The organism is Citrobacter arsenatis, assembly GCF_004353845.1.
In the GTDB taxonomy this organism is placed as follows: domain Bacteria; phylum Pseudomonadota; class Gammaproteobacteria; order Enterobacterales; family Enterobacteriaceae; genus Citrobacter; species Citrobacter arsenatis.
In genome coordinates this window covers 1843338-1855463 of sequence record NZ_CP037864.1, presented here as the reverse complement: position 1 = coordinate 1855463, position 12126 = coordinate 1843338, and the positions used below count along the sequence as shown (strand labels likewise).

Genomic DNA, 12126 nt, shown 5'->3' with positions numbered 1-12126 from the left:
CCTACTAAACTACAGGTCAACGTTTCAGGCTAACGCTTTGTCAATCTTCTCGAACAGATCGCCGGAGAGATTCTCCAGACCTTTCAGTTGTTCCAGCGCCGCACGCATCTTCGCCTGACGTTTTGCATCATAACGTTTTAAGCGAATCAGCGGCTCAATCAGACGTGACGCCACCTGCGGATTACGGCTATTGAGTTCAGTCAGCATATCGACCAGGAACTGATAACCACTGCCATCTTCCGCATGGAATGCCGCCGGATTGCTACCCGCAAAGGCACCAATCAGCGAACGGATTCGGTTCGGATTACTCATACTGAAAGAGCGATGCTTCAGCAGGCCACGTACCGTTTCCAGTACGTTACTCGCCGGGCTGGTGGATTGCAGGATAAACCATTTATCCATCACCAGACCGTCATGATGCCACTTATCGTCATACTCCTGCATTAGCGCGTCACGGCACGGTAGTTGCGCCGCCACTGCCGCCGACAGCGCCGCCAGCGCATCGGTCATATTGTTCGCTTCACGGTACTGCTTGCTTACCAGCGTGTCCGCCAGATGGGTTTCGCCAAAGGCCAGAAAACGCAGGCAGGCATTACGCAGCGTACGCTTGCCAATATCGGCATGCTCAACGCGGTACTCATCAAGATGATTAGCGTTATAGATGGCAAGGAATTCATCCGCCAGCTCGGCCGCCAGCGTGCGGGTTAACGCTTCGCGAACTTCGGTTATCGCCACCGGATCGATGATGTCAAACAGTTCGGCAATTTCATTCACCGAAGGCAGCGTCAGGATCTCAGCCGCCAGCGCTGGATCGATTTTCTCATCCAGCAAAATCGCACGGAATGCATCGGCCACGTGTACCGGCAGCGACAGCGGCTGCCCCTGCTGATGGCGGGCAACATTCAGCTTAATATAGGTTGCCAGCAGGCTTTGCGCCGCGTCCCAACGAGAGAAATCGTTACGCGCATGACGCATCAGGAAGGTCAGTTGCTGATCGCTCCATTTATATTCCAGTTTTACCGGCGCGGAGAATTCGCACAGCAGCGCCGGAACCGGCTGGAAGTAGACGTTATCAAAGACAAACGTCTGCTCTGCCTGGGTAACGTTGAGTACGGAATTCACCGGGTGCCCGCCTTTTTGTAGCGGGATCACTTTTCCTTCGTTGTCATACAACTCAAGGGCGAAAGGAATATGCAGCGGCTGTTTTTCGGCCTGATCCGGCGTAGCCGGCGTGCGCTGGCTGATAGTCAGCGTGTACTGCTCAGTTGACGGATTGTAGTCATCACGCACGGTCAGAATCGGCGTACCGGACTGACTGTACCAGCGGCGGAAATGCGAGAGATCGACATTGGACGCATCTTCCATCGCCTGAACGAAATCATCACAGGTTGCAGCGCTGCCGTCATGACGTTCAAAGTACAGCTGCATTCCTTTCTGGAAGTTAGCCTCACCCAGCAGGGTGTGGATCATACGAATAACTTCAGCACCCTTTTCGTACACGGTCAGGGTATAGAAGTTGTTCATTTCGATAACCATATCCGGGCGGATAGGATGCGCCATTGGGCTGGCGTCCTCGGCAAACTGCAGGCCACGCATGGTGCGCACATTGCTGATACGGTTTACCGCGCGTGAGCCGAGATCGGAACTGAACTCCTGATCGCGGAATACGGTTAGCCCCTCTTTCAAGCTCAACTGGAACCAGTCGCGACAGGTCACGCGGTTGCCGGTCCAGTTGTGGAAATATTCGTGACCGATAACGCGCTCAATATCGAGGTAATCTTTGTCGGTGGCGGTATCGGTACGTGCCAGCACATATTTGGAGTTAAAGATGTTCAGACCTTTATTCTCCATCGCGCCCATGTTGAAGAAATCCACGGCGACAATCATATAAATGTCGAGGTCATACTCGAGGCCAAAGCGCTCTTCATCCCATTTCATGGAGTTTTTCAGCGAGGTCATCGCCCACGGCGCGCGGTCAAGGTTGCCACGATCGACGTACAGTTCCAGCGCCACTTCACGCCCGGAGCGGGTGGTAAAGGTGTCGCGCAGAACGTCGAAATCGCCGGCTACCAGCGCGAACAGATAACACGGTTTCGGGAACGGATCCTGCCACTGTACCCAGTGACGACCATTTTCCAGTTCCCCCTGTGCCACGCGGTTACCGTTGGAGAGCAGGAACGGATATTGGGTTTTATCGGCGATAATTTTGGTGGTAAAACGCGCCAGGACATCAGGCCTGTCGAGATACCAGGTAATATGGCGGAAACCTTCCGCTTCACACTGGGTGCACAGCGCGTCGCCGGACTTGTACAGTCCTTCCAGCGCGGTATTGGACGCTGGGCTAATTTCATTCACGATGCGCAGCGTAAAACGTTCTGGCAGTTGGTTAATGACCAGAGCGCCCTCTTCTTCTTTATACACTGTCCACGGTTCGTCGTTCACGTGGATCGACACCAGGGTCAGATCTTCGCCATTCAGGCGCAGGGGCGCATCGGACGCGCCATGACGGACAGCCTGGCTCACTGCTGTGACCACGGTTTTTTCAGCATCCAGGTCAAAGGTCAAGTCAATATCAGTAATCTGGTAATCCGGCGCACGATAGTCGTGACGGTATTTGGCTTGTGGCTGTTGTGTCATAAAAAAACCTTTAGCATCTTTAATAGAGTCTCGGCTTCAGTCTATTCCTGTTGCGTAAATCGCGCTACGCAGAATGTTCATCTTTTCAGGCACAAACACCCTTTTTGCTACATTTTTATAACACGTGGCACGAATTGCCCTCGACCAGAAAGAGAGCTTATGGTGTGATCGGGGTTCAATAAATCGCTAAACAGGGTATACTCCAGCGGTTTTCTTAGTTGTTTATTGTACTAAACGCTCCCGTGAGAGGATGCTACTGCGCACCTATGACACAATTCGCTTCTCCTGTTCTGCACTCGCTGCTGGATACAGACGCTTATAAGTTGCATATGCAGCAAGCCGTTTTTCACCACTACTATGATGTGCAAGTAGCGGCTGAATTTCGTTGCCGTGGCGATGACCTGCTCGGTATTTATGCCGATTCAATTCGTGAGCAGGTGAATGCTATGCAGCACCTGCGACTGCAGGAGGATGAGTACCAGTGGCTCTCCGGCCTGCCATTCTTTAAGGCTGATTACCTCACCTGGCTACGTGATTTCCGCTATAACCCGGAACAAGTTCACGTCACTAATGATAACGGTAAGCTGAACATCCGCTTAACCGGGCCCTGGCGTGAAGTGATCATGTGGGAAGTTCCGCTGTTGGCGGTTATCAGTGAACTGGTGCACCGTTACCGTTCGCCCGAATCAGGCGTGCCACAGGCACTCGATGAGCTGGAAAGTAAACTAGTAGAATTCTCTGCTTTAACGAAAGATGTCGATATGTCCCGCTTCCATCTAATGGATTTTGGTACGCGCCGTCGTTTTTCTCGCGAAGTACAGCAGGCTATCGTTAAACGCCTGCAGCAAGAGTCCTGGTTTGTTGGCACCAGCAACTACGATTTGGCCCGTCGCCTGTCATTAACCCCAATGGGTACGCAGGCGCATGAGTGGTTCCAGGCTCATCAGCAGATCAGCCCTGAACTTGCCACCAGCCAGCGCGTGGCTCTGGCCGCCTGGTTAAATGAATATCCTGACCAACTCGGCATTGCGCTGACTGATTGCATCACCATGGACGCGTTTTTACGCGACTTTGGCGTTGAGTTTGCGACCCGCTACCAGGGTTTACGCCATGACTCAGGCGACCCGGTGGAATGGGGTGAAAAAGCCATCGCGCATTATGAAAAGCTGGGTATTGATCCGCTGAGCAAAACGCTGGTGTTTTCAGATAATCTCGATCTGAAAAAAGCGATTGAGCTCTACCGCCACTTCTCTTCCCGCGTGCAGTTGAGTTTTGGTATTGGGACACGGCTAACATGCGATATTCCCCAGGTAAAGCCACTCAATATCGTTATCAAGCTGGTAGAGTGCAACGGCAAACCGGTGGCGAAATTATCTGACAGCCCGGGTAAAACCATCTGCCACGATAAAGCGTTTGTTCGCGCACTGCGCAAAGCCTTCGATCTCCCGCATATCAAAAAAGCCAGTTAAGCCTTCCCGGGAGCCATTTTGGCTCCCTTATTCGCGTTTATTTCCGAAATCTTTCACTCCAGCTACGAATTCTGCTTGTCTGATTGCAGATGCCAGGTAACATAGGTATTCCCCCCATTACGGGTGGACATGTGTTTATATATCCGACTATTAACAGAGAGAATATTATGAGCGTTGTGCCTGTAGCCGACGTACTCCAGGGCCGCGTAGCCGTTGACAGCGAAGTCACCGTGCGCGGATGGGTGCGTACCCGCCGAGATTCAAAAGCTGGCATCTCCTTCCTCGCCGTTTATGACGGTTCCTGCTTTGATCCTGTACAGGCCGTCATCAATAATTCTCTGCCCAATTACAATCAGGACGTACTGCGCCTGACGACGGGTTGTTCAGTTATTGTAACGGGTAAAGTCGTTGCATCTCCTGGACAAGGACAGAGCTTTGAAATTCAGGCCACTGAGGTTGAAGTCACCGGCTGGGTTGAAGATCCTGATACCTACCCAATGGCGGCGAAGCGTCACAGCATTGAGTATCTGCGCGAAGTCGCGCACATGCGTCCACGTACCAACATGATTGGTGCGGTTGCGCGTGTACGTCATACGCTGGCGCAAGCTCTGCATCGCTTCTTCCACGAGCAGGGTTTCTTTTGGGTATCGACTCCGCTGATCACCGCTTCCGATACGGAAGGTGCCGGTGAAATGTTCCGTGTTTCTACGCTGGATCTGGAAAACCTGCCGCGTAACGATCAGGGTAAAGTCGATTTCGATAAAGACTTCTTTGGTAAAGAAGCCTTCCTGACCGTTTCCGGTCAGTTGAACGGCGAAACTTACGCCTGCGCCCTGTCCAAAATTTATACCTTTGGCCCGACTTTCCGCGCAGAAAACTCTAACACCAGTCGTCACCTGGCAGAGTTTTGGATGCTGGAACCTGAAGTGGCTTTCGCCGACCTGAACGATGTTGCTGGTCTGGCTGAAGCGATGCTGAAGTATGCGTTCAAAGCCGTACTGGCAGAGCGTGCTGATGATATGAAATTCTTCGCTGAACGTGTCGACAAAGATGCAATTTCACGCCTGGAACGTTTCATTGACGCTGACTTCGCGCAGGTAGATTACACCGACGCGGTAAGCATTCTGGAAAAATGCGGCAAACAGTTCGAAAACCCGGTGTACTGGGGTGTGGATCTGTCTTCCGAGCATGAACGTTATCTTGCTGAAGAGCACTTTAAAGCGCCGGTGGTGGTGAAAAACTACCCGAAAGATATCAAAGCGTTTTATATGCGCCTTAACGAAGACGGTAAGACCGTCGCGGCAATGGACGTTCTGGCTCCGGGAATCGGTGAAATCATCGGTGGTTCTCAGCGTGAAGAGCGTCTGGACGTGCTGGATGCCCGTATGCTGGAAATGGGTCTGAACAAAGAAGATTACTGGTGGTATCGCGACCTGCGTCGCTACGGTACCGTTCCGCATTCCGGTTTCGGTTTGGGCTTTGAGCGTTTGATTGCTTACGTAACCGGCGTACAGAACGTCCGTGACGTTATTCCGTTCCCGCGTACACCGCGTAACGCAACGTTCTAAACCTGCATCTTTGCTTTAAAGGCCAGCATTGCTGGCCTTTTTTGTACCCGTTACGTGTTACGAGATCTTTCTCTCACATTAAACACAACTTTTTTCCTCTCTCTTCCTGTTACGTAATATTTCACCGCAACACATTCGAACAAAAAATAATCAGCAATTTTATTGTGGATTAGCATTTTCTGATTAAATAGTACATTTTATGACCACTTGCACGGCATTCCGGACGTCCAAAAATAGTCTCTTGTAAAACAGGATCTTTCGGGTGTAGCCGAGAAAAAAGAGCCTTAGCAAAATTAAACATAAGAAAATCATATAAATAGAATTAAAAGCGGTGATTTTTAGCGCAGAGACATCTGAAGTTTGAAGTTGTTCACAAAGTTGCACAAAAATAACATTTTGTTACACATTTTTTCTTTTTGAAACCAAATCTTTATATTTGTAGCACTTTGACGGTAGCGAAACGATAGTTTGAATGGAAAGATGCCTGTCAGACACATAAAGACACCAAACTCTCATCAATAGTTCCGTAAATTTTTATTGACGGAATTTATTGGCGGCAGTGGCAGGTGTCATATAAAAACCGATGAGGGTAATAAATAATGATGAAGCGCAATATTCTGGCAGTGGTTATCCCTGCTCTGCTGGTAGCCGGGGCAGCTAACGCTGCAGAAGTTTATAACAAAGATGGCAACAAACTGGATATCTACGGTAAAACCGTTGGTCTGCACTATTTCTCTGACAGCGCTGATAACGATGGCGATCAGACTTATGCTCGTCTTGGTTTCAAAGGGGAAACTCAGATTAATTCCGATCTGTCCGGCTACGGTCAGTGGGAATACAACTTTGCCGGTAACAACTCTGAAGGCGGCAGCGACGCTCAGAACGGTAACAAAACCCGTCTGGCATTTGCCGGTCTGAAATTTGGCGACGCAGGCTCATTCGATTACGGTCGTAACTACGGTATCGTTTACGATGCGCTGGGTTACACCGATATGCTGCCAGAGTTTGGTGGTGATACCGCGTACAGCGACAACTTCTTCGTTGGTCGTGTTGGTGGTGTTGCAACCTACCGTAACTCTAACTTCTTCGGTCTGGTTGACGGCCTGAACTTCGGTATCCAGTATCTGGGTAAAAACGAGCGTGATGGCAATACCGGTCGTTCTAACGGCGACGGCGTTGGCGGATCTGTAAGCTACGAAATTGATGGCTTCGGTATCGTCGGTGCATACGGCGCGGCTGACCGCACCAACGCGCAGGAAAACTCTTTCTACGGCAACGGCGGTAAAAAAGCTGAGCAGTGGGCTACCGGGGTGAAATACGATGCTAATAACATCTACCTGGCAGCAAACTACGGTGAAACCCGTAACGCAACCCGCATCTCAGGTGCTGGTAACAGCGGCTTCGCAAACAAAACTGAAGACGTGTTCGTCGTTGCTCAGTACCAGTTCGATTTCGGTCTGCGTCCGTCCATCTCCTACAACAAATCTAAAGCGAAAGACGTAGAAGGTATCGGTGACGTAGATCTGGTTGATTACTTCGAAGTTGGTGCGACCTACTACTTCAACAAAAATATGTCCACCTATGTTGACTACCAGATCAACCAGATTGATTCTGACAACAAACTGGGCGTGAACTCTGACGACATCGTTGCAGTCGGTATCGTTTACCAGTTCTAATAGCAGACCTCTTTGTTAAATGCCTAAAAAACAGGACTTCGGTCCTGTTTTTTTATCTCTGCTAGCGGATTCTTGCGTCTTAAAAAAACACCTCAGCTTTTCGTCAGTAACGGTTGGCATTTTGTAAATCTACCGTTAACCTGATAGCGGACTTCCCTTCTGTAATCACTATGGAACCTCGTCATGTTTGAGAACATTACCGCCGCTCCTGCCGACCCCATTTTGGGTCTGGCTGATTTGTTTCGTGCCGATGACCGCCCTGGAAAAATAAACCTCGGGATCGGTGTATATAAAGATGAGACAGGCAAAACGCCGGTACTGACCAGCGTTAAAAAAGCCGAGCAATATATACTGGAAAATGAAACCACCAAAAATTACCTTGGCATTGACGGTATTCCAGAGTTTGGTCGTTGCACTCAGGAATTACTGTTTGGTAAAGAGAGTTCGCTTATCAACGACAAACGTGCACGTACCGCACAGACCCCTGGCGGTACTGGCGCACTGCGTGTGGCAGCTGATTTCCTGGCGAAAAACACGTCGGCTAAACGCGTATGGGTGAGCAATCCAAGCTGGCCTAACCATAAGAGCGTGTTTAACTCCGCCGGTCTGGAAGTTCGTGAATACAACTATTACGATGCGGCGAACCATTCTTTAGACTTTGATGCGCTGCTGGCAAGCCTCAGCGAAGCGCAGGCTGGCGACGTGGTGTTATTTCACGGCTGCTGCCATAACCCAACCGGTATCGACCCTACTCTGGAGCAGTGGCAAACGCTGGCCCAGCTTTCTGTCGAAAAAGGTTGGTTGCCGCTGTTTGACTTCGCATACCAGGGCTTTGCCCGTGGTCTGGAAGAAGATGCAGAAGGTCTGCGCGCATTCGCAGCGCTGCACAAAGAGCTGATCGTCGCGAGCTCCTACTCCAAGAACTTTGGCCTGTACAATGAGCGCGTAGGCGCCTGTACGCTGGTTGCAGCCGATGCTGAAACCGTTGACCGTGCGTTTAGCCAGATGAAGTCCGCCATTCGCGCTAACTACTCCAACCCGCCAGCACACGGCGCTTCCGTCGTCGCCACTATTCTGAGCAACGACGCGCTGCGTGCTATCTGGGAACAGGAACTGACTGATATGCGCCAACGCATTCAGCGCATGCGTCTACTGTTCGTGAATACGCTGCAGGAGAAAGGTGCAAACCGCGACTTCAGCTTTATCATCAAACAGAACGGCATGTTCTCATTCAGCGGCCTGACCAAAGAACAGGTTCTGCGTCTGCGTGAAGAATTTGGCGTCTATGCCGTCGCTTCCGGACGCGTAAACGTGGCAGGAATGACGCCAGATAATATGGCGCCGCTGTGCGAAGCGATTGTCGCAGTACTGTAATCTATCGCACACAAAAAAGGCCGCAATAGCGGCCTTTTGTTTATCTGAGATATTACCAGACAGGCATTTCATCCTGCAGGAACGGGTTATGTAGCCGTTCGTTACCCAGCGTAGAAAGTGGTCCATGACCCGGAATAAACGTCACATCATCGCCCAACGGCAAAAGTTTACGTTTAATCGAATCGATCAGTTGGCTATGATCTCCGCGAGGAAAATCGCTGCGCCCTACGCCGCCTTTGAAAATCACATCACCAGAAATCAGTAATTTTGATTGCTCATCAAAGAAGACCACATGTCCCGGCGTGTGGCCCGGACAGTGCAGCACCTGTAACGTCACATTGCCCACGCTTACCCGGTCGCCTTCATTCAACCAGCGATCGGGGGTCAGCGGCTCACAATCGCCCAGGCCAAACATGCGGCTCTGAGCAGGAAGTCCCTGTAGCCAGAACTCATCTTCTTTTTCCGGACCAATAACCGGTACACCATAATGCTGTGCCAGTTCAGCCGCTGCGCCAACATGGTCAAGATGACCATGGGTAAGCAGAATCTGCATAAGCGTCAGACCGCTGGCATCTACTTCCTGTTTGATTTTCTCGGCATCACCGCCGGGATCGACCAATGCGGCCAGACGAGTCTGCTCACACCAGATTAACGAGCAGTTCTGGGCGAAGGCAGTGACCGGAATAATACGATAGTTCATACAGCTCCTGTTTCATTAAGCTTATGGATCACCAGTGCCGTGCAGGCCCGGTGTCGATATGCACAAAGTTACTGCTGGGGTAGTATCCTACACCACCTGCGCGCATAGATAACGCAGCTTTGCGAATATTGCTTAATGCGATGCCTTCAATATGGAAATCCATGGCCTGGCCTTTTGTGTGGTAGCTTTTCTTTGCTACACCACGGCTGCGCGCACGAAGTTCGTTATTGGTATCGATAGAGCGATAGCCTGAGATCAGCTGTACGGGTTTACGCGTGCCCAGCAGGCCCTGCAGACGGAAGAGTTGATCAAACAGTCCCGGGTCAATGGATTTCACTTTATTGGCCCGAAAATCACGGAAAAAGTGGTTAAGTTTTGCTAATTCGTCCTGAATATAGCCCCTGCCATCAAAAAACTCTGCTTTTATTGACTCACCGGTATGCAGGTTATTCAGAGTCAATATACGCGGACGTGGGGTAGAGAGTGTAGCAAACGCAGGCGTAGGCAGGATGGCAGCGCCGAGGGCAATGCCACCAAGCGCCAGCAGTTTGCGGCGATTAGCGTCAAATTTGTCCATGGTATTAAGGTCTACAAGGTCAATGTTATCGTATGTATGCTCTAGCGCACGCGAGAAACCTTATCTGGCTAAGTAGTCCACGTCAAGGCTCTCAACCCCAGGAAATACGGGGCTTGTAGCCATTCAGCCCCGTTTCCAGCATAACTTACGACAATCATTTTCCTCGAACTGCTTCATTTATCTGATTAATTGTTCGGCTTTTGACACAATTTGTGCACTGGATCGCGCTGTTAGATCGTAATTGTAAATATCTGTACGATACTGCGTGCGACCATCTGAGCCAACAAATGCGGTCAGATAGTAGAGGTTGACCGGAATATTCTGGCGAATATTCACGTACCTCGTATCCCCTTGCTTCAGAGCATCTGAGATGCGCGTATCATTCCACCCCGCATCCTGTAGCAGCATATTTGCCAGCTCAGAAGCCTTATTCACACGCACGCAGCCGGAGCTTAATGCCCGCGTATCCTTCTGGAACAGATTGTGGTTCGGCGTATCGTGCAGATAAATAGCATCCGAACTCGGCATATTGAATTTATAGCGCCCGAGCGAGTTATGCGCTCCCGGTGCCTGCTGGAAGCGGAACGGCAGATTGGATGCGGTGATCGTGGCCCAGTCTACCTGCCACGGATCTATCGTCTCTTTGCTGTTCCAGCCGCGCATCACGGTATAGCCGTGGCGTTCAAGGTATCCGGGGTCATTCCAGACTTTAGGCAGGATATCTTTTCGGGCCAGCGTTGGCGGCACGTTCCACGGCGGATTAACGACCACGTTATTCAGTGCGCTGCTCATCATCGGCGTTTTACGATCGGGACGCCCGACAATAACGCGTGAGGCCAGCACCTGGTTGCCGTTCTGATAATAAACCAGCGAGTAAGCAGGAATGTTCACCATGATGCCGGTAGACAACTCACCCGGCAGCAGGCGCAAGCGCTGAATATTTAATGCCAGCACCCCCGCACGTTGCGCGGGTGTCACGTTCAGCCAGTCACGCGTGGCAGGGCCAATCGCGCCATCGGCGCCAAGCCCCTGCCACGTCTGAAAACGCTTTACCGCGTCGACAAGTTCACGATCGTAAGCGCCTCGTCCTTCTTTGGCTGCGGTACTGACAACGGATTCCAGCATCCCGGTGCGGCGCAAAATTTCGCGCAGCGCCGGGATGTCATTACTCCACTCTCCCGGGCGCAGCGTCGCGGTACTGGTTAACCGCGGCCAGGGCTGCGTGTCGCTCACCAACTTAAGTAGCGATTCATGCATTGCTGCGTACTGCGGATGTTGCGGCGCCAGATTGGCGACGAACGAAGTCAGTTGGCCGTTATCTAACGCGACCTGCCACTGATTGATCACAGAAATTGGCGGCGTCGTCAACGCATAGGGCTTATCACTATAAAGCCAGCGATTACCTTTGACAGGAATATTGGCTATAAAGTGCAGATAGCCCATCATCGCATCTGACAGCACAATATCTCTGGCCTGACCGGTTACTGCCGGGTCAGTCAGAAGTGCGACCCAGTTGGTGAACTGCGGCTGAAAGCCGGCAATTGCCACCTCAGCTAACTGTTGCTGAAAGGCTTTTACCGCATCACGATTTTCCCACATTGGTTTCATTTCGCGTGCGGCATACAGCAGTTCCAGCTGGCTCATATAAACCGGTGTATAACCCGCTGGAAGTTGAGATTGTAGTTCGGCGCGGGCTTTATCAACTGACACGCCCTCCGGCAGCGGTTGAATACCCGCCATGATAGCCGTCGCGGAAGATTGTACCTGCGGCTGCGATAACGCTGTTGGCTGTTCACTGACGGTCGCTGAGCTATCGCCAGGGATCATTTCAGGCTCATCGGCCTGCGCATTGAACAGTGGAGCGAATGTTACGGCCAGGCACAAACTGATTGCCGACAGCCGACGACCACACATTTTATTAAGCAACATCCCTTGCCCCCTGTTTTCTTTATCATACTTTGAGTAGCCAGGCCGCGTGTACTCCCCTTTTATTTTAACGGGGTCGGACCTGTAAAACGCCAATACAAGCTGAAGTATGACGAGCAAGCCTGTGACGCGTTAGGCTTACCTTTAGTATATAAACATGAAAAAGTTTTTGCCTAACCTAATGTAAAGAAGTCTAAAG

The 12126-nt window shown here is 51.1% G+C and carries 8 protein-coding genes; 4 read left to right on the top strand and 4 right to left on the bottom strand.

All coding sequences use genetic code 11. The features are described 5' to 3' along the window. Positions 1–24: 24 nt before the first annotated feature. Positions 25–2637, bottom strand: coding sequence for an aminopeptidase N (gene pepN, locus E1B03_RS09795; protein WP_133086113.1), 2613 nt, complete (start codon positions 2635–2637; stop codon positions 25–27). Positions 2638–2903: 266 nt separating this feature from the next. Between pepN and pncB the strand changes: the two genes are divergently transcribed. From pncB to aspC, 4 genes are all read left to right on the top strand, one after another. Beyond that, positions 2904–4106 carry a nicotinate phosphoribosyltransferase gene (gene pncB, locus E1B03_RS09790; protein WP_103768957.1) on the top strand — a complete coding sequence of 401 codons (1203 nt, stop codon included), beginning with the start codon at positions 2904–2906 and terminating at the stop codon, positions 4104–4106. Between the two features lie 167 nt (positions 4107–4273). Continuing rightward, positions 4274–5674, top strand: coding sequence for an asparagine--tRNA ligase (asnS, locus tag E1B03_RS09785; protein ID WP_020996514.1), 1401 nt, complete (start codon positions 4274–4276; stop codon positions 5672–5674). A gap of 599 nt (positions 5675–6273) precedes the next feature. Then, positions 6274–7350, top strand: a complete 1077-nt coding sequence (gene ompF / locus E1B03_RS09780) for a porin OmpF (RefSeq protein WP_103768956.1) — start codon at positions 6274–6276, stop codon at positions 7348–7350. 183 nt (positions 7351–7533) lie between these two features. Beyond that, a complete protein-coding gene (aspC, locus tag E1B03_RS09775; protein ID WP_043015771.1) occupies positions 7534–8724 on the top strand; it encodes an aspartate transaminase in 1191 nt (396 codons plus the stop codon). Between the two features lie 52 nt (positions 8725–8776). Here the strand turns inward: aspC and E1B03_RS09770 are convergent, their stop codons facing one another. The 3 genes from E1B03_RS09770 to ldtD form a co-directional block, all read right to left on the bottom strand. Beyond that, on the bottom strand, positions 8777–9424 hold the full coding sequence (locus tag E1B03_RS09770) for an MBL fold metallo-hydrolase (protein WP_003035823.1): 648 nt from the start codon (positions 9422–9424) through the stop codon (positions 8777–8779). Between the two features lie 28 nt (positions 9425–9452). Further along, entirely contained in the window at positions 9453–10001 is a 549-nt protein-coding gene (gene mepK / locus E1B03_RS09765) for a peptidoglycan L,D-endopeptidase MepK (RefSeq protein WP_003831948.1), read from the bottom strand. A gap of 177 nt (positions 10002–10178) precedes the next feature. Beyond that, positions 10179–11930 (bottom strand): L,D-transpeptidase, encoded by a 1752-nt coding sequence (gene ldtD / locus E1B03_RS09760; protein ID WP_103768955.1) that lies wholly within the window; start codon positions 11928–11930, stop codon positions 10179–10181. Between the last annotated feature and the right edge of the window lie 196 nt (positions 11931–12126).

Coding starts and splice junctions, on each gene's coding strand:
- pepN (WP_133086113.1), bottom strand. CDS start 2,637: ATGACACAACAGCCACAAGCCAAATACCGTCACGACTATCGTGCGCCG.
- pncB (WP_103768957.1), top strand. CDS start 2,904: ATGACACAATTCGCTTCTCCTGTTCTGCACTCGCTGCTGGATACAGAC.
- asnS (WP_020996514.1), top strand. CDS start 4,274: ATGAGCGTTGTGCCTGTAGCCGACGTACTCCAGGGCCGCGTAGCCGTT.
- ompF (WP_103768956.1), top strand. CDS start 6,274: ATGATGAAGCGCAATATTCTGGCAGTGGTTATCCCTGCTCTGCTGGTA.
- aspC (WP_043015771.1), top strand. CDS start 7,534: ATGTTTGAGAACATTACCGCCGCTCCTGCCGACCCCATTTTGGGTCTG.
- E1B03_RS09770 (WP_003035823.1), bottom strand. CDS start 9,424: ATGAACTATCGTATTATTCCGGTCACTGCCTTCGCCCAGAACTGCTCG.
- mepK (WP_003831948.1), bottom strand. CDS start 10,001: ATGGACAAATTTGACGCTAATCGCCGCAAACTGCTGGCGCTTGGTGGC.
- ldtD (WP_103768955.1), bottom strand. CDS start 11,930: ATGTTGCTTAATAAAATGTGTGGTCGTCGGCTGTCGGCAATCAGTTTG.